This is a genomic window from Pseudomonas sp. H1_A03, from assembly GCF_054685145.1.
In genome coordinates, this window is the sequence record NZ_CP162829.1 from 5,643,622 (window position 1) to 5,661,344 (window position 17,723).

Consider the following 17,723-nt stretch of genomic DNA (forward strand, 5'->3'; position numbering starts at 1 on the left):
TGGGTGCTCCTTAGAAGCCTAAACTGGATAACAGGTCATCAACATCATCCTGACCCGATACAACGTCTTCACGTTTATCGGCATGAATCTGCGGACCTTCACCCTTGGCGAGATGTTTTTGTGGATCTTTTTCCGAGAGGATCGCTTCGCGGTCATGTTCGATACCGGCAAAACGGTCTACCTGGCCTGCCATAAGCACTAATTTGAGCAAGTTGCTTTCCACTTCGGTGACCAACTGGGTCACACGCTTGATCACCTGGCCGGTGAGGTCCTGGTAATCCTGGGCGAGCAGAATGTCGTTGAGGTTGCTGGAAACCGTGCGGTTTTCCTGCTCGCTGCGTGACAAGAACCCTTCGACCCGACGCGCCAGCTCACGAAACTCTTCAGCCCCGACTTCGCGACGCATGAAGCGGCCCCAGTCAACGCTGAGGGCCTGGGCTTCGGTGGCCATGCCATTGACCAGGGGCGTGGCATTTTCCACCAGGTCCATGGTGCGGTTGGCCGCCGCCTCAGTCAGCCTGACCACGTAGGACAGGCGTTCGGTGGCATCGGTGATTTGCGAAATTTCTTCGGCCTGGGGCATATGCGGGTCAATCTGGAAATTGACGATCGCACTGTGCAGCTCGCGCGTGAGCTTGCCCACTTCCTGATACAGGCCGCGGTCACGGGTCTGGTTGAGCTCATGGATCAACTGCACCGCGTCGCCGAACTGGCCTTTTTCAAGGCTTTCGACCAACTGGTGAGCATGCTTTTTCAGGGTCGACTCAAAGTCTCCCTGTGACGTTTCTTTATGCTCCATAGCTCCCCCGCGATGGCATTAGCCGTGGATGCGTTCGAAGATTTTTTCGATCTTCTCTTTCAAGGCCAATGCAGTGAATGGCTTGACCACGTAACCGTTAACCCCGGCTTGGGCGGCTTCGATGATCTGCTCACGCTTGGCTTCGGCGGTCACCATCAGCACAGGAAGGCTGCGCAGCTTTTCGTCAGCACGCACGTGGCGCAGCAAGTCGATACCGGTCATGCCCGGCATGTTCCAGTCTGTTACCAGAAAGTCGATGCTGCCGCTGTTGAGGATCGGAATGGCTGTGATGCCGTCATCCGCCTCGACCGTGTTAGTGAACCCAAGGTCACGCAACAGGTTTTTTATGATCCGCCGCATCGTTGAGAAGTCATCAACGATGAGGATTTTCATGTTCTTGTCCAATTCGACCTCCAAGCAGTCTTAAACGCGCCCAGCACCTGGACGCGCCATTTCATTCAACAGGCATTACACAAAAAGGACTGCCGGGGCCACCACGGGTCGAACCCGCGAAGGTCAATCACCGTCGCGGTATCGTCTGCAGTGCCCCCCACACTGCCTGTCAGCGCGCTCGCCACTCTCCCAAACGCCCCCGCAAGCGGGCTGCGCACTGGCTATGCAACTGGCTGACCCGCGATTCACTGACCCCCAGGACCTCACCGATTTCCTTGAGGTTCAGCTCTTCGTCGTAGTACAGCGCCAACACCAGCCGCTCACGCTCCGGCAAATTGGCAATCGCTTCCGCCAGCGCCCCCTGGAAGCGTTCATCTTCCAAGTCGCGCGATGGCTCCATATGAGCGCTCGCGCCGTCTTCGTGCAGCCCTTCGTGTTCGCCGTCCTGCAACAGGTCGTCGAAACTGAACAAGCGGCTGCCCAAGGTATCGTTCAAAATCCCGTAATAATCGTCGAGACTCAATTGGAGTTCGGCCGCAACTTCGTGATCTTTAGCGTCGCGACCGGTTTTTGCTTCAATTGCGCGAATTGCGTCACTGACCATGCGCGTATTGCGGTGTACCGAACGCGGCGCCCAGTCGCCTTTACGCACTTCATCGAGCATCGCGCCACGGATACGGATACCCGCATACGTCTCGAAACTCGCCCCCTTGCTCGCGTCGTATTTGGTCGACACTTCGAGCAAACCGATCATGCCGGCCTGGATCAAGTCTTCGACCTGGACGCTGGCGGGCAGGCGTGCCAGCAAGTGATAGGCAATGCGCTTGACCAAGGGCGCGTAGCGCTCGATCAACTCGCCCTGGCTGTCACGGGCAGACTTCTTGTAAGCGTTGTAGCCGTTCGCTGTCATAGCACCGGTCCTGCGCTCGTCTGATGCACCAATCGCTCGACGAAAAACTCCAGATGCCCCCGAGGGTTGGCGGGCAACGGCCAGGTATCGACCTTCTGGGCAATAGCCTTGAACGCCAATGCGCATTTGGAACGAGGGAACGCTTCGTAGACTGCACGCTGCTTTTGCACAGCCTTGCGCACACACTCGTCGTAGGGAACTGCGCCAACGTATTGTAAGGCGACATCGAGGAAGCGGTCCGTGACCTTGGTCAACTTGGCGAACAGGTTGCGCCCTTCCTGCGGGCTCTGGGCCATGTTGGCCAGGACGCGGAAGCGGTTCATGCCGTAGTCGCGGTTAAGCAGTTTGATCAGGGCGTAGGCGTCGGTGATCGAGGTGGGTTCATCGCAGACCACCAGCAAGACTTCCTGCGCGGCGCGCACGAAGCTGACCACTGACTCGCCGATCCCGGCGGCGGTGTCGATCACCAGCACGTCGAGGTTGTCGCCGATATCACTGAACGCCTGGATCAGGCCGGCATGCTGCGCTGGGCTCAGGTGCACCATGCTCTGGGTGCCAGAGGCGGCCGGCACGATGCGGATGCCACCGGGGCCCTGCAGCAGCACATCGCGCAGCTCGCAGCGGCCCTCGATCACATCGGCAAGGGTGTGTTTGGGCGTCAGCCCCAGCAGAACGTCGACGTTCGCCAGCCCCAGGTCAGCATCCAGCAGCATGACGCGACGGCCAAGCTCTGCCAGGGCCAGGGACAAATTCACTGACACGTTAGTTTTTCCGACGCCACCTTTGCCGCCGGTCACCGCGATCACCTGTACGGGATGCATGCTGCCCATTTTATTTCTTTACCTTGTCTTGCTTAGACGCAGGCTACATGGCTTGGCCGCGTGAATCGCTTGCAGACCATCGATGTAGATACATTTCATTGTGTTCATCCTGACCTCAACCCACCCGTTTTGCGGGGCTGTGGTAAAGGTCGGCGAACATATCGGCCATCGCTTCCTCGCTAGGCTCTTCTTGCATTTGCACGCTGACTGCACGGCTGACCAACTGATGACGGCGCGGCAGATGCAGATCATCCGGAATCCGCGGCCCGTCGGTCAGGTAGGCGACCGGCAATTCATGACTGATGGCCAGGCTCAGCACTTCACCCAGGCTCGCGGTTTCATCGAGCTTGGTGAGGATGCAACCGGCCAGGCCACAACGCTTGTAACTATGATACGCAGCGGTAAGAACCTGTTTCTGGCTGGTGGTTGCAAGCACCAGGTAATTCTTCGACTTGATGCCACGCCCGGCGAGGCTTTCCAGCTGCATGCGCAAGGCCGGGTCGCTGGCTTGCAGGCCGGCGGTATCGATCAGCACCACGCGCTTGCGCAGCAACGGGTCGAGGGCGTTGGCCAGGGACTGGCCCGGATCGACGTGGGTCACCGGCACATTGAGAATTCGGCCCAGGGTCTTGAGCTGTTCCTGGGCGCCAATACGGTAGCTGTCCATGCTCACCAGCGCGATATTCTGCGCGCCGTACTTGAGCACATAACGCGCCGCCAGCTTGGCCAGGGTGGTGGTCTTGCCCATGCCGGCAGGGCCGACCATGGCAATCACACCGCCCTCTTCCAGAGGTTCGATTTCCGGCGTGGTGATCATCCGCGCCAGGTGCGCCAACAACATGCGCCAGGCCTGGCGTGGCTCTTCGATTTCGGTGGTCAGGGCCAGCAGGTCGCGCGACAACGGGCCGGACAGGCCGATGCGTTGCAGGCGGCGCCACAGGTTGGCCTGTAGCGGCTTGCTGCCTTGCAACTGCGTCCAGGCCAGCGAGCCTAGCTGCACTTCGAGCAGTTCGCGCAGGCCGTTGAGTTCAAACCGCATCGAGTCGAACACACGCTGGTCGACGCCAGCAGCCGGGGCTGGTGCGGCGGGACGCGGCGGTTCTTTGAAGGTCGGCTCAACCAACGGCTCGGAAGCCGTCAGCGGCAAGCCAGCGAACAATTGGCGATTGGTGGTGGCATCGCTGTCGCCACGCATGCTCAGTTCAGCCTGGGCCGAGACAATGCGCGACGCGGTCTTGCGCAGCTCGTCTTCGAGCTCCATGTTCGGCACGCGCGGCGCCAGTGCCGAGGGGGTGTAATCCAGGGCAGCCGTCAGCTCGACACCGCCGGCAATACGACGGTTTCCGATAATCGCGGCGTCGGCGCCCAGCTCATCACGAACCAGTTTCATGGCCTGACGCATATCGGCGGCGAAAAAACGCTTAACTTGCATAACCCACTACCCTCAGCCGTTCGGCCCTACTGTCGCGACGATAGTCACTTGCTTATTGTCAGGAATTTCCTGATAAGCCAAAACGTGCAAATTCGGTACTGCCAGGCGCCCAAACCGCGACAACATCGCCCGGACCGGGCCCGCCACCAGCAGGATCACTGGTTGGCCCTGCATTTCCTGGCGCTGCGCGGCGTCGATCAACGAACGTTGCAGCTTCTCAGCCATGCTTGGCTCCAGCAGGACGCCCTCTTCCTGGCCTTGCCCTGCCTTCTGAATACTATTCAGCAAAATCTGTTCCAACCTTGGTTCCAAGGTGATCACAGGCAGCTCGGAGTCAAGCCCTACAATGCTTTGCACGATTGCGCGGGACAATCCGACGCGCACCGCAGCCACCAAGGCGGCAGTATCTTGACTCTTGGCGGCATTGTTGGCGATGGCCTCGGCGATGCTGCGAATGTCGCGCACCGGTACCTGTTCGGCCAGCAGCGCCTGCAACACCTTGAGCAATTGCGACAGCGAGAGGATGCCCGGCACCAGCTCTTCGGCGAGTTTTGGCGAGGCTTTGCCGAGCAAACCCATCAATTGCTGGACTTCCTCGTGGCCGATCAGCTCGTGGGAGTGCTTGTACAGAATCTGATTGAGGTGCGTGGCGACCACGGTGCTGGCATCCACCACCGTGTAACCGAGGGACTGCGCCTGACTGCGCTGGCTGATTTCGATCCACACCGCGTCCAGGCCAAAAGCCGGATCTTTGGCGGTGATGCCGTTGAGGCTGCCGAACACCTGCCCTGGGTTGATCGCCAGCTCGCGGTCCGGGTAAATCTCGGCTTCGGCCAGGATCACGCCCATCAAGGTCAAGCGGTAGGCGCTCGGCGCCAGGTCGAGGTTGTCGCGGATATGCACGGTAGGCATCAGAAAGCCCAAGTCCTGCGACAACTTCTTGCGCACACCCTTGATCCGCGCGAGCAATTGGCCGCCCTGGTTGCGGTCCACCAGCGGAATCAGGCGGTAGCCCACTTCCAGGCCGATCATGTCGATCGGCGTCACGTCATCCCAGCCCAACTCCTTGGTTTCCTGGGCGCGGGCCGGGGATGGCAGCAGCTCCTGCTGACGCGCAACGTCCTGCAAGGCCTGCACCTTGACCGCATTTTGTTTTTTCCAGAACAGGTACGCACCACCACCGGCAAGGGCCGCCATGCTCAGGAACGAGACGTGGGGCATGCCCGGCACGATACCCATGATCGCCATGATGCCCGCCGCCACGGCCAGCGCCTTGGGCGATGCAAACATCTGCCGGCTGATCTGCTTACCCATGTCTTCGGAGCCCGAAGCACGGGTCACCATGATCGCTGCCGCTGTGGATAACAACAGTGATGGCAATTGCGCCACTAAACCGTCACCGATGGTCAACAAGGCGTAAACCTTGCCCGCATCGCCAAAGGTCATGCCGTGCTGGAAGATGCCGACCGCGATGCCGCCGATGAGGTTGATGAACAGGATCAGCAAGCCAGCGATGGCGTCACCGCGCACGAATTTGCTGGCACCGTCCATGGAGCCGTAGAACTCGGCCTCTTGGGCCACTTCCAGGCGACGGGATTTGGCTTGGTTCTGGTCGATCAGGCCGGCGTTGAGGTCGGCGTCGATGGCCATCTGTTTGCCGGGCATGGCGTCGAGGGTAAAGCGTGCGCTCACCTCGGAAATCCGCCCGGCACCCTTGGTCACCACCACGAAGTTGATGATCATCAGGATCGCAAACACCACGATACCGACCACGTAGTTACCGCCAATCACCACCTCACCGAAGGCCTGGATCACCTTACCGGCGGCGGCGTGGCCGTCCTGGCCGTGGAGCATGACCACGCGGGTGGAGGCCACGTTGAGCGCCAGCCGCAGCAGGGTCGCCACCAGCAGGATCGTCGGGAATACCGCGAAATCCAGCGGGCGCAGAGCGTAGACGCACACCAGCAAGACGACGACGGACAGGGCAATGTTGAAGGTGAAGAACACGTCCAGCAGGAACGGCGGCATTGGCAACATCATCATTGCCAGCATCACCAGCAACAACAACGGCACACCCAGATTGCCCCGTGAGAGGTCAGTCAGGGTGGTACGTGCAGTGCCGAGCATTTGAGAGCGATCCACCACCGGTATTCCTCGTATCCCTTGAAGCAAAGTTTTGACGCTGGGAGGCGTCCTGGAGGCGGTATTGCAAGAAGCCTTCCAACTTTGGTTCCGGGCGTGGATAACCTTACAAGCGACCGAGCTCACAGGGTGTAAACCGATTCCACACTTTAACTGTGTTCGACTTATGAATGAGTTAGAGCTTACGCACGTTCCCGGCCTGTGGTCCTTTAGGCCCCTCGGTAATTTCGAACTCCACTTTTTGATGTTCATCCAAACTTTTATAGCCAGCATTTTGAATGGCTGAGTAGTGGACAAAAACATCCGGACCGCCATTTTCGGGCGTGATAAAGCCAAACCCTTTTTCCGCGTTAAACCACTTCACCGTGCCTGTTTCCATCACCGTTCTCCTGCCGTCACTTCCAAGGATTTGCGCCGGGCGTGCTAGATCAGTTTCATGCGATACGCGTAGATGCCCTTGGGGCGGTGGATTCTGGAGAACTGCACCCGCTGGCCCTTTCTAAACCACAGCCCTGCCGAACTATTGAGATCCAACATTACTGGCTCTCGCTCACCGTCCGGTTCGATCAGACCTTCTCCGGTGGTGCGGCTATAAGATTTGATCGTGCCTATCACCCTTTCCATGATCACCTCCTGCATCTCTTGATTACCTGCGCGCAGTGTCTGGCGCCATGGAACCGCAAGCGTCCAACACTGACTACTGTCAAAGTTGACAGGTAGAGGAGATTTCAAGACGAATGGCACGGTGGCAATCAGCGGCTTATCCAGGGGGTGGAGACGGCACGTTCTGCGGCTCATGCGTCCGATGATCTTTTGCGTTTGCGGGGGGGTCGCGGCGCGGGAGGGGCTGGCGGGACGTCACTGTGCTGAATGCCGGTCGACTGAGCGGCAACCTCGTTGCCATCGCGATCCCGAGCGATAAAGCCGATGCCTTTGACGGCATCAGACCAACTGACCGTACGCCTATCCATCACCGCCTCCCGAGCCGCGCAGGCTGCGCGCCTCATCGTGCTATCAAACCGTGGGCGCGGCGTATTGACTACTGTCAACGTTGACAGGTAGCCGCACAATTGCAGGCTCGCGACGGTCAGGAATCGCGACGCAAATCCGGCGGAATCGGCAGGTCTTTGAGCGGGTCCGGGCGTTTGCCCTTGCCCGCGCGGTATTGGCGGATCTGATAGACATAGGCCAATACCTGCGCCACGGCCAGGTACAGCCCGGCCGGGATTTCCTGGTCGAGGTCGGTGGAGTAGAAGATCGACCGCGCCAACTCCGGCGACTCCAGCAACAGGATGTCGTTGGCCACCGCGATCTCACGAATCTTAAGGGCCGTAAAGTCACTGCCCTTGGCCAACAACATCGGCGCGCCGCCCTTCTCCGGGTCGTACTTGAGGGCCACGGCATAGTGCGTCGGGTTGGTGATGACCACGTCGGCGTCGGGCACCGCGGCCATCATCTTGCGCTGGGACATTTCCCGTTGCAGTTGGCGAATACGCTGTTTCACCTCGGGGCGGCCTTCCGAATCCTTGTGCTCGTCGCGCACTTCCTGCTTGGTCATCAGCAGTTTCTTGTGGCTTTCCCACAGCTGGATCGGTGCATCCACGGCGGCAATGATGATCAGCCCGGCGGCCATCCACAGCGCGCTCCAGCCCACCACCTGCACGCTGTGGATGATTGCCGACTCCAGCGGTTCATGGGCGATGCGCAGCAGGTCGTCGATGTCGGACGACAACACCATCAGCGCCACAAACAAGATCAGAATAAATTTGGCCAGGGCCTTGAGCAGTTCCACCAAGGCCTTGGCGGAAAACATGCGCTTGAGCCCGGCACCGGGGTTCATGCGGCTGAATTTGGGGGCCATGCTGCCGGCGGCGAACAGCCAGCCGCCGAGGGCGACCGGGCCGATCAGCGCGGCCAGCAGCAAGGTGATCAGGATCGGCTGCACCGCCAGGAGCGCGATTTTCCCCGAGTGCAGCAGGTACTGGCCCATGGCGTCGGGGTTGAGCAGCACCTCGCGGGGCAAGGCGAAGTTGTGCTTCATCAACTCCATCAAGTCCAGCGCCAGGCCGCCACCGTAGATCAGCAAGGCGCCGGCGCCGGCCATCATGGTCGCAACCGTGTTGAGCTCTTTGGAGCGCGCAATCTCGCCCTTTTCCCTGGAGTCCTTTTTACGTTTCTCCGTGGGGTCTTCTGTTTTGTCCTGACCACTCTCGCTCTCGGCCATGGCTCAGCGCGCCCGTGCCAGATCACGTAAGAACTGCAGGGCGTCGGTCGCCAGCGGTTGATACTGATTGAGAATGTCAGCCAGGCCGACCCAGAAAATCCCCATGCCCAACACCAGGGTCAACGGGAAACCGATCGAGAAAATGTTCAGTTGTGGCGCCGCGCGGGTCATCACGCCAAACGCAATGTTGACCACCAGCAACGCGGTGATCGCCGGCAGCACCAGCAACAGCGAGGCGCCCAACACCCAACCGAGGCGCCCGACGATTTCCCAGAAGTGATTGACCACCAGCCCCGAGCCGACCGGCAAGGTGGTGAAGCTCTCGGTCAACACCTCGAACGCCACCAAGTGCCCATTCATCGCCAGGAACAGCAGGGTCACCAGCATGGTCAGGAACTGCCCGATCACCGCCGCCGACACACCGTTGGTAGGGTCGACCATGGACGCGAAGCCCATGCCCATCTGGATCGAGATGATTTGCCCGGCAATGACAAAGGCCTGGAAAAACAGCGAGAGGGAGAACCCCAACATCGCGCCGATCAGGACCTGCTCGGCAATCAGCAGCAGTGCGCTGAGGTCGATGGCATTGACCGGCGGCATCGGCGGCAAACCCGGCACGATCACCACGGTGATCGCCACCGCAAAGTACAGGCGCACGCGCCGTGGCACCAGGGTCGTGCCGAACACCGGCATGGCCATCAACATCGCCGTTACGCGAAACAGTGGCAGGATGAAGGAAGCCACCCAGGTGCTGATCTGGGTGTCGGTCAATGCCAGCAAAGACTGCATCGGGTCAGCCGATCAACTGCGGAATACTGCCGTACAACTGCAGGATGTATTCCATGAAGGTCTGTACCAGCCACGGGCCGGCAACGATCAGCGTGACCAGCATCACCAGCAGGCGCGGCAAAAAGCTCAAGGTCTGCTCGTTGATCTGGGTCGCGGCCTGGAACATCGCCACCAGCAGGCCCACCAACAGGCTTGGGACTACCAGCACGGCGACCATCACGGTGGTCAGCCACAACGCTTCACGGAACAGGTCGACGGCAACTTCAGGTGTCATCGCGCTATACCCCGCCGAAACTGCCGGCCAGGGTGCCGATAATCAGCGCCCAGCCGTCCACCAACACAAACAGCATGATTTTGAACGGCAACGAGATGATCAGCGGCGACAGCATCATCATACCCATCGCCATCAGCACGCTCGCCACCACCAGGTCGATGATCAGGAACGGAATAAAGATCATGAAGCCGATCTGGAACGCGGTCTTCAACTCGGACGTGACAAACGCCGGCACCAGGATGGTCAGCGGCGCCTGGTCCGGCGTAGCGATGTCGGTACGCTTGGACAGGCGCATGAACAGCTCAAGGTCGCTGGAGCGGGTCTGCGACAGCATGAAATCCTTGATCGGGACCTGGGCTTTGTCGATCGCATCCTGGGCGGTCATTTTCTCCGCCAGGTACGGTTGCAGCGCTTGTTGGTTCACCTTGTCGAACACCGGCGCCATGATGAACATCGTCAAGAACAATGCCATGCCGGTCAGGATCTGGTTCGACGGCGTCTGTTGCAGGCCCAGGGCCTGGCGCAGGATGGAGAACACGATGATGATCCGCGTGAAGCTGGTCATCAGCATGACAAACGCCGGGATAAAGCTCAGCGCGGTCATGATCAGCAGGATCTGCAGGCTGACCGAATACTCCTGCGCCCCGTCCGCGTTGGTGCCCAGCGTAATAGCCGGGATCGACAGCGGGTCGGCGCCAAACGCCAATGGCGCGGCCAGCAACAGCATGAGCGTCAATAAAACGCGCATTACTTCTTATCCTTCTGATCCTTGCCCAGCAACTCCATCAGGCGCTGGGCGAATTCTGGCGTGGCGGGCTTGGACTGATCCACGTTCACCGGCGTCTTGAGCACGTGCAGCGGGGTGATACGTCCGGGGGTAATGCCCAGCAGGATCTGTTCCTCACCCACTTGCACCAGCACCAGCCGATCACGCGGGCCGAGGGCGCGGGAGCCGATCATTTCGATCACCTGGCCGTTGCCCGGGCCCACGCGCTGTACGCGGCGCATCAGCCAGGCCAGCGCAAAAATCAAGCCGACCACCAGCAACAGGCCCAGCACCAGCTGAGTGAGCTGCCCGCCGACACTGCCCACGGGCGCAGCGGCGGCCTGGGCCACCGGCTCAGCAGCCCAGGCGTCCAGGGGCAATGCGACTAACAGTCCCACGATCAGCCGTTTCATATCAGCGCAACTTCTTGATGCGTTCGCTCGGGCTGATCACGTCCGTCAGGCGAATACCGAACTTTTCGTTGACCACGACCACTTCGCCGTGAGCAATCAGCGTGCCGTTCACCAGCACGTCCAGCGGCTCGCCGGCCAGGCGGTCGAGCTCGATGACCGAGCCCTGGTTGAGTTGCAGCAGGTTGCGGATGTTGATTTCGGTGCTGCCGACTTCCATGGAGATCGACACCGGAATGTCGAGAATCACATCCAGGTTCGGGCCGTCGAGGGTCACCGGTTCGTTGTTCTTCGGCACGCTGCCGAATTCTTCCATTTGCAGGCGATTGCCGGCCGGTGCAGTGGCGGCGTCAGCGGCCAGCAGCGCATCGATATCGTCTTGGCCAACATCGCCGGTTTCTTCCAGGGCAGCCGCCCATTCGTCAGCCAAGGCCTGGTCTTCGGCGGAAGTGTTTTCGTGTTCGGTAGCCATTACATGTCCTCGGCGGAGCAAACATTCATAAATTAATTAGGGCGAATCAGCGACGGTTGATCGGCTCGACCACTTGCAGTGCCAGGTTGCCCTTGTGGGAACCGAGCTTGACCTTGAACGACGGCACGCCGTTGGCGCGCATGATCATTTCTTCCGGCAATTCGACAGGGATGATGTCCCCCGGCTGCATGTGCAAAATATCGCGCAGACGCAACTGGCGACGGGCCACGGTGGCGCTCAGCGGTACGTCGACGTCCAGCAGGTCTTCGCGCAGGGCCTTGACCCAGCGCTCGTCCTGGTCGTCCAGGTCGGACTGGAAGCCAGCGTCGAGCATTTCGCGCACCGGCTCGATCATCGAGTACGGCATGGTCACGTGCAGGTCGCCGCCGCCGCCATCGAGTTCGATGTGGAACGTCGACACCACAATGGCTTCGCTGGGGCCGACGATGTTGGCCATGGCCGGGTTCACTTCCGAGTTGATGTACTCGAAATTGACTTCCATGATCGCCTGCCAGGCTTCCTTCAAGTCGATGAAGGCTTGCTCCAGCACCATGCGCACCACCCGAAGCTCGGTGGGGGTGAACTCACGGCCTTCGATCTTGGCGTGACGGCCGTCGCCACCGAAGAAGTTGTCCACCAGCTTGAACACCAGCTTGGCGTCAAGGATGAACAGCGCAGTGCCGCGCAGCGGCTTGATCTTGACCAGGTTGAGGCTGGTGGGCACGTACAGCGAATGCACGTACTCGCCGAACTTCATCACCTGCACACCGCCCACCGCCACGTCCGCCGAACGGCGCAACATGTTGAACATGCTGATGCGGGTGTAACGGGCGAAACGTTCGTTGATCATCTCCAGGGTCGGCATGCGTCCACGGACGATGCGATCCTGGCTGGTGAGGTCATAACTTTTGACGCTGCCGGGCTCGGCAGCCATTTCGGTCTGTACCAGACCATCGTCGACACCATGCAGCAGCGCGTCGATTTCATCCTGGGACAGCAGGTCTTGCACGGCCATGTCGTGATCCTACTGCAATACGAAGTTAGTGAAGAGCGCCTGTTCGATCACGACTTTGCCGAGTTCCTTCTGGGCCACTTCCTGCACACTGGCAGTGACCTTCTGGCGCAGCATTTCCTGGCCTACCGGGGTGGCGAGCGTGTCGAAGCTCTGGCCGGAGAACAGCATCACCAGGTTGTTGCGGATCACTGGCATATGCACCTTGAGGGCATCCAGGTCCGACTGGTTACGCGCCAGCAAGGTGATGCTCACCTGCAGGTAGCGTTGACGACCGTTCTGATTGAAGTTGGCGACAAAGGCCGGAAGCATCGGCTCGAAGATTGCCGGTTGCTTGACGTTACTGGCGGTTTCAGCGGGGGCTGCCGGTTTGGCGGCGCTGCTGTGCATGATGTACCAGGTGCCACCCACCGAGGCGCCGATGGCCAGGAGCAGGCCCACGACTATCAACAGGATAAGCTTGAGCTTACCTTTGCCTGCGGGTGGTTTTGCTGCGTCGTCGCTCTTCGCCATGCCAATAATCCGTCACTATTCGGGGATTCATAGATCTACGGAAAGGCAAGAGCAAGTGTTATGCCAGAGTTGTCTGGCAATCGGGGAAGAAGGGACACCGCGAACCAAATGTGGGAGCTGGCTTGCCTGCGATGGCGGTGGGTCAGTTGGCATCTCTTGCACTGATACACCGCCATCGCAGGCAAGCCAGCTCCCACATTGAGTGTTTTTAACCAGGGATCAGGCGTAGTAATCGACAGCGCTGGAGCCGATCACCGTAGAGGTCACGGGCGCGACAGCTTCAGCCACGTCAACGTGAGCGCCGTTGTCGCCGCTGTCACCACGCCCGCTGGCGCCGCCCACTCCACGGGTCTGAGCTTGCTGCTGTTGTTGTTCCTGCCCCCGCGATTGATCAGACACGTTCACATCCACCTGCCCCATGCCCTGCTGGGCAAACATCTCCCGCAAACGGCCCGACTGGCTTTCCAGCGCCTCGCGCACCACCGGGTGGGCGCTCATGAAGTTGACCTGGGCTTGCTGGTCGGCGGTCATGTTGACCTTGATATCCAGACGGCCGAGCTCAGCCGGTTGCAACTGGATCTCCGCCGACTTGAGGTTGGCGCTGGACAGGTACATCACGCGGTTGACGATTTCGTCGGTCCAGCCGCTCTGGTGCATGGCCAATGGCGCATTGGTCACCGGCGGCAAGGCATTCGCGGTTTTCGGCGTGGCGGCTTGAGTCAACGCGGCCAAGCGGTTGGCGAAGTCATCGACACGGGTGTCGCTGCTGGCGTTCTTCAGATCCTTGAGGCCATCTTCGATCAGCCCGCTGAACGCTTTGTCGCCGCCTTGGTCAGTGCTGTCCTTGGTGGCTTGCTGGTCGACCATAGTGGCCAGGCCAGCAGCGAAATTCTGTGCGGCGGTCGGTTGATCCTGGGTCGGGGCCGGGGCCGCTTTCGCCTGCGCCTGGCTGCTGGCTGAGACATGACCGCCCTGCTCCATCGCCAGGCGCACGGCCGGCATGGCATCCAGGGGATCCGCTTGCGGGTCGAAGGCCGGCTTGGCCTCCTCGGTTGCTGCGATCGGTGCCGCGACTACCGGCAGAGCCTTGTCATCCTTGGCGGTGGTCACGGGCGCCGGGGTTTCTACCGGTATTACCGGCACAGCCACCGGGGTGACGGTGGCAATCAATGCCGGGTCGACCACCGGATCAGCCGGAGGCTGCTGCACGAGGGTCGGGTCGGCCGGTGCGTCATCGTCTTTGCTGGCAGAGTCGTCGGTCTTCGCCGGCGGGGTGGCAGGCAAGGGTTTGCCGCTATCGGCAACTGCTGGCGTGCTGGCGGCAGGTTTGTCGTTGCCCGCTGCGGGTTTGGCACTTGTATCCGAAGACTTGCCGGCAGTGGGTTTGGGCGAGTTATCGTCGGCCTTGACCGTGGGTTTGGCGCCTTGGCTGGCGAACACTTGAGCGAAGCCAGGGCCCGTGTCCCGTGGGGTCGCAGCCGCTGCCGGTGGGTTGGCGACGGGTGCTTGAGGCTTGGCCGCAGGGGCAGCCTGAAGGAGCGAATTCGGGGCGACTGGCATAGGTAAAGGTCTCCACTGCATGGGGATCGGGGATGCAGTATCAGGAGGTACAGCAAGAGTTGGGCCAGGTTGGTATATCGACCGAGTAAATATCCATTTTTTCGGTAACGGCCAAATGGTGGGAGCTGGCTTGCCTGCGATGCAGGCAACTCGGTACATCAGGTAAACCAGGGTGATGCCATCGCAGGCAAGCCAGCTCCCACATTTGAACCGAGATCGACAGTTAGAAACCGGTCGGCTTTCAGGCCGCCGCGCTTTTGGTCTTGATCTGGGGCGCCCCGTCAAACACGCTGGCCGAACGCAGGCTTTGGAGCGTGGGTAACCCGGCAGGACGCCGGGTTAGCCGCGCTGGGCCAAGGATGGCCCATCGCGGTAGCCCACGCTCCAAAGCCGGAGTGAGGGCACACCGAGCCTAGGCGAGGTGCCGAGTGTTGGGGCGAGGACCTTTTGGTTACTTTTGGGTCCTTCCAAAAGTGACCCGCTGTAAGAGCGGAACCAATAGTGGCCGTTACCTAAATAACGGATATGCACACACTCAACTCAAACCCCAAACCGCTGCCGCTCCGACTCATACATCGGCTTAACCAAAGCAAACTCACGATCAATCTGATCCACCAACTCGCCCAAATCCCCAACCGCAGGTCCAACCGATTCAACCTCCAACCGCTGACACAACTGTGCCAACCGCACCGCCCCAAGGTTCCCACTGCTCCCCTTGAAGCTATGCGCAATCCGCCCCAACGCCTTCGCATCATCCCTAGCCTTGCGCAGCGCCTCGACACGCTTCTGGGAATCATCGAGAAAGGTATCAAGCAATTTGGGATACTCACCCTCCATGACTTCCTGCAAACCCGACAACACATCCGGGTCCAGATGTAGATCAACCACTTGCTCGCTCCTTGATCAAGAATCGGCGGATTATGCCAGAGCCTCCCAGCAAAACTCCACGCAGACACTGCGCCCGCCGTCGGACCAGCGTACATCGCTGCTCAACTGCCGTACCAAGCTCAACCCCCGGCCAGACAGACGGTCGATGTCCAGCGGCCGCGCCAGCACCTGTTCCACGTCAAAGCCCGCGCCGCTGTCTTCAATACTCAGGCTCAGGCGACCGCCCCCCTGCGTCGGCACCACCTGCACATGCACGCGCACATAACCGCTGGTTAGCAGGTTCAGGCGGTCATTGCGCAGGTGGTAATACTCGGCAAACCCTTGGGCATCGCGCTTGAGCCGGGAGTCCAGGCCCAGCACGCCATGCTCAAGCGCATTGGAGTACAGCTCGGCCATCACGCTGTAAAGCGCCCCGCTCTGCTCGCGAAGGCCATGGATTTCCAGCAGCAGTTGCAGCAGGTACGGCAAAGGGTTGTAACGTTTTAACGTTTCGGCGCGGAATTCAAAACTCACCGACCAATCCAGCGGGCATGCCTGCCCGCTGTCGGCGTACAACTGCCCGGTGGCACGCGGCTGCTGGCCGGCTTGCAGGGTGATTTCCACCATGCTCACGTCATCCCGCGCTTCACCTCGAAACGCCGCCAGGGCCTGTTCGATATCTTCAAATAAACGGTCAGGTTCGCGATTGGCAGCGAACACCTGCTGCAAACGCTCTGCGCCAAACAACTGGTCATTGGCGTCAGCGGTGTCCAACACGCCATCGGACAGCAAGAACACCCGGTCGCCCAGGGCCATGGGCCAGACTTCGGTGCGATCATCAAAGGCCTCAGCCGCCAGCACCCCCAACGGCAAATGTCGGGACGCCAGTGGCGTACGCTTGCCGGTGGCGACTTCATGCACATACCCTTCGGGCATGCCGCCGTTCCACACCTCCACCACCCGCCGCTGCGTGCTCAGGCACAACAGCGTGGCGCAGCAGAACATGTCCACCGGCAAGATGCGCTTGAGCTTAGCGTTCATCTCGCCCAGGATTTGCGCCAGGCCATAGCCCTTGGCGGTCATGCCGTAGAACACTTCTGCCAGGGGCATGGCGCCCACCGCCGCCGGCAGGCCGTGGCCGGTGAAATCACCGAGCAACACATGCATGTCGCCGGAGGGCGTGTAGGCGGCCAATAACAAGTCGCCGTTGAATAACGCATAGGGCGATTGCAGGTAGCGAATATTCGGCGCGGCGTTGATACAGCCCGAATGCGCGACCTTGTCGAACACCGCCTTGGCCACCCGCTGCTCATGCAGGAGATAGTCATGATGCTTGGCGATCAGGTCTCGCTGCTGCAGGACCGTGGCCTGCAACCGCCGCAGACGGTCCATCGCATTGATCTTCGCCGCGAGAATAAGTTGGTTATAGGGTTTGGGCAGGAAATCATCGCCGCCGGCATCCAGGCATTGGGCCAGGGCTTCGCTCTCGCGCAGGGAGGTGAGGAAAATCAGCGGCACCAGCTCTTCACCCGCCAACTGCTTGATCCGGCGCGCGGCCTCAAAGCCATCCATCACCGGCATCAGCGCATCCATTAACACCAACTGCGGGCGCTCACGGATAAACACCTCGACCGCCTCCGCACCGTTGGTGGCCGTCAGCACGTGGTGGCCCTGGCGCCGTACGATGGTCGCCAGCAACAGCAGGTCAGCGGCGCTGTCTTCGGCGATCAGGATCGTCAGCGGCTCAAGAACGGGGGCCAGGACGCTCAACTGATGTCGAACAGTTTGTCGAAGTTGGAGATAGCGAGGATCTTGCGCACATCGGAGTTGCTGTTGATTACCCGGACCTCCGACTCGTCGCCCCCCGCGTGATCACGCAACAGCAGGAGCATGCCCAAGGCCGAGCTGTCCATGTAGGTGGTGTCCTTCAAGTCGACGACGTACAACTCAGGCACTTTGTAGAACCGCTCATAGGCGTCGCGAAAGGTTTGATGGCTGCCGAAATCGAACCGGCCTTTGATCACGATCGTCAATTTCTTCCCATCCAGGGATACTTCTGACTCAACTGACATGCGACTGCTTCCTTGTCATTGGCAATGACACAAGGTTTAGCAGGTGAACCGGCTATGGGCAACACAACGAATCAAATGTGTGTGGGCGATGCAATATCGTAGTGAGCGGGCTTGCCCCGCGCCGGGCTGCGAAGCGGCCCTAAAACCTGGCACCGCGTTTTAGCTGAAAAACCCGATGGCCTTGTTGGGGAGGCTTCGCCCCCCGGCGCGGGGCAAGCCCGCTTACTACAATAGTGTGTAAATACCCATGGCCATCGCAGGTAAGCC

At 60.3% G+C, this 17,723-nt stretch carries 20 protein-coding genes; all 20 read right to left on the reverse strand.

Going from position 1 to position 17,723, the window contains the following annotated elements:
* Nucleotides 1–10: 10 nt before the first annotated feature.
* The 20 genes from AB4O35_RS26060 to AB4O35_RS26155 all read right to left on the reverse strand — a co-directional run bounded on the left by AB4O35_RS26060 (nucleotide 11) and on the right by AB4O35_RS26155 (nucleotide 17,456).
* The gene (locus AB4O35_RS26060) at nucleotides 11–799 is read right to left on the reverse strand and encodes a protein phosphatase CheZ (protein ID WP_065873738.1); all 789 of its coding nucleotides are present in this window, start codon (nucleotides 797–799) and stop codon (nucleotides 11–13) included.
* 18 nt (nucleotides 800–817) lie between these two features.
* Nucleotides 818–1,192: a chemotaxis response regulator CheY gene (locus AB4O35_RS26065; RefSeq protein ID WP_015885173.1), complete on the reverse strand. Its 375-nt coding sequence runs from the start codon at nucleotides 1,190–1,192 to the stop codon at nucleotides 818–820.
* Nucleotides 1,193–1,361: 169 nt separating this feature from the next.
* Nucleotides 1,362–2,102, reverse strand: coding sequence for an RNA polymerase sigma factor FliA (fliA, locus tag AB4O35_RS26070; RefSeq protein WP_049712165.1), 741 nt, complete (start codon nucleotides 2,100–2,102; stop codon nucleotides 1,362–1,364).
* On the reverse strand, nucleotides 2,099–2,932 hold the full coding sequence (gene fleN, locus AB4O35_RS26075; RefSeq protein WP_003192912.1) for a flagellar synthesis regulator FleN: 834 nt from the start codon (nucleotides 2,930–2,932) through the stop codon (nucleotides 2,099–2,101). Before fleN ends, fliA begins: the two co-directional genes overlap by 4 nt.
* Nucleotides 2,933–3,038: 106 nt before the next feature.
* Nucleotides 3,039–4,355, reverse strand: a complete 1,317-nt coding sequence (gene flhF, locus AB4O35_RS26080) for a flagellar biosynthesis protein FlhF (protein WP_065891081.1) — start codon at nucleotides 4,353–4,355, stop codon at nucleotides 3,039–3,041.
* A gap of 12 nt (nucleotides 4,356–4,367) precedes the next feature.
* Nucleotides 4,368–6,482, reverse strand: coding sequence for a flagellar biosynthesis protein FlhA (gene flhA, locus AB4O35_RS26085; RefSeq protein ID WP_189683241.1), 2,115 nt, complete (start codon nucleotides 6,480–6,482; stop codon nucleotides 4,368–4,370).
* Nucleotides 6,483–6,672: 190 nt separating this feature from the next.
* Nucleotides 6,673–6,876 (reverse strand): cold-shock protein, encoded by a 204-nt coding sequence (locus AB4O35_RS26090; protein ID WP_065873740.1) that lies wholly within the window; start codon nucleotides 6,874–6,876, stop codon nucleotides 6,673–6,675.
* Nucleotides 6,877–6,920: 44 nt separating this feature from the next.
* Nucleotides 6,921–7,295 carry a cold-shock protein gene (locus AB4O35_RS26095; protein WP_460149369.1) on the reverse strand — a complete coding sequence of 125 codons (375 nt, stop codon included), beginning with the start codon at nucleotides 7,293–7,295 and terminating at the stop codon, nucleotides 6,921–6,923.
* A 289-nt stretch (nucleotides 7,296–7,584) separates the two neighbouring features.
* The gene (flhB, locus tag AB4O35_RS26100) at nucleotides 7,585–8,721 is read right to left on the reverse strand and encodes a flagellar biosynthesis protein FlhB (RefSeq protein ID WP_065873741.1); all 1,137 of its coding nucleotides are present in this window, start codon (nucleotides 8,719–8,721) and stop codon (nucleotides 7,585–7,587) included.
* Between the two features lie 3 nt (nucleotides 8,722–8,724).
* Nucleotides 8,725–9,510: a flagellar biosynthetic protein FliR gene (gene fliR / locus AB4O35_RS26105; RefSeq protein WP_049712161.1), complete on the reverse strand. Its 786-nt coding sequence runs from the start codon at nucleotides 9,508–9,510 to the stop codon at nucleotides 8,725–8,727.
* A 4-nt stretch (nucleotides 9,511–9,514) separates the two neighbouring features.
* The gene (gene fliQ / locus AB4O35_RS26110) at nucleotides 9,515–9,784 is read right to left on the reverse strand and encodes a flagellar biosynthesis protein FliQ (RefSeq protein WP_010208761.1); all 270 of its coding nucleotides are present in this window, start codon (nucleotides 9,782–9,784) and stop codon (nucleotides 9,515–9,517) included.
* Nucleotides 9,785–9,788: 4 nt separating this feature from the next.
* Nucleotides 9,789–10,532 carry a flagellar type III secretion system pore protein FliP gene (gene fliP / locus AB4O35_RS26115; protein ID WP_049712160.1) on the reverse strand — a complete coding sequence of 248 codons (744 nt, stop codon included), beginning with the start codon at nucleotides 10,530–10,532 and terminating at the stop codon, nucleotides 9,789–9,791.
* Nucleotides 10,532–10,963: a flagellar biosynthetic protein FliO gene (gene fliO / locus AB4O35_RS26120; protein ID WP_049712159.1), complete on the reverse strand. Its 432-nt coding sequence runs from the start codon at nucleotides 10,961–10,963 to the stop codon at nucleotides 10,532–10,534. Before fliO ends, fliP begins: the two co-directional genes overlap by 1 nt.
* A 1-nt stretch (nucleotide 10,964) precedes the next feature.
* Nucleotides 10,965–11,432 (reverse strand): flagellar motor switch protein FliN, encoded by a 468-nt coding sequence (fliN, locus tag AB4O35_RS26125; protein WP_049712158.1) that lies wholly within the window; start codon nucleotides 11,430–11,432, stop codon nucleotides 10,965–10,967.
* 46 nt (nucleotides 11,433–11,478) lie between these two features.
* Complete coding sequence (gene fliM / locus AB4O35_RS26130; protein ID WP_010208755.1) at nucleotides 11,479–12,447, reverse strand: flagellar motor switch protein FliM; 969 nt, start codon at nucleotides 12,445–12,447, stop codon at nucleotides 11,479–11,481.
* Nucleotides 12,448–12,456: 9 nt separating this feature from the next.
* Nucleotides 12,457–12,957: a flagellar basal body-associated protein FliL gene (gene fliL / locus AB4O35_RS26135; RefSeq protein WP_065873742.1), complete on the reverse strand. Its 501-nt coding sequence runs from the start codon at nucleotides 12,955–12,957 to the stop codon at nucleotides 12,457–12,459.
* 219 nt (nucleotides 12,958–13,176) lie between these two features.
* Nucleotides 13,177–14,517 (reverse strand): flagellar hook-length control protein FliK, encoded by a 1,341-nt coding sequence (locus AB4O35_RS26140; RefSeq protein WP_065945453.1) that lies wholly within the window; start codon nucleotides 14,515–14,517, stop codon nucleotides 13,177–13,179.
* A gap of 540 nt (nucleotides 14,518–15,057) precedes the next feature.
* The gene (locus AB4O35_RS26145; protein WP_065873744.1) at nucleotides 15,058–15,405 is read right to left on the reverse strand and encodes an Hpt domain-containing protein; all 348 of its coding nucleotides are present in this window, start codon (nucleotides 15,403–15,405) and stop codon (nucleotides 15,058–15,060) included.
* 30 nt (nucleotides 15,406–15,435) lie between these two features.
* Nucleotides 15,436–17,154: an ATP-binding SpoIIE family protein phosphatase gene (locus AB4O35_RS26150; protein ID WP_065873745.1), complete on the reverse strand. Its 1,719-nt coding sequence runs from the start codon at nucleotides 17,152–17,154 to the stop codon at nucleotides 15,436–15,438.
* On the reverse strand, nucleotides 17,151–17,456 hold the full coding sequence (locus AB4O35_RS26155) for an STAS domain-containing protein (protein ID WP_049712153.1): 306 nt from the start codon (nucleotides 17,454–17,456) through the stop codon (nucleotides 17,151–17,153). The genes AB4O35_RS26150 and AB4O35_RS26155 overlap by 4 nt, the downstream gene beginning before the upstream one ends.
* Nucleotides 17,457–17,723 lie beyond the last annotated feature (267 nt).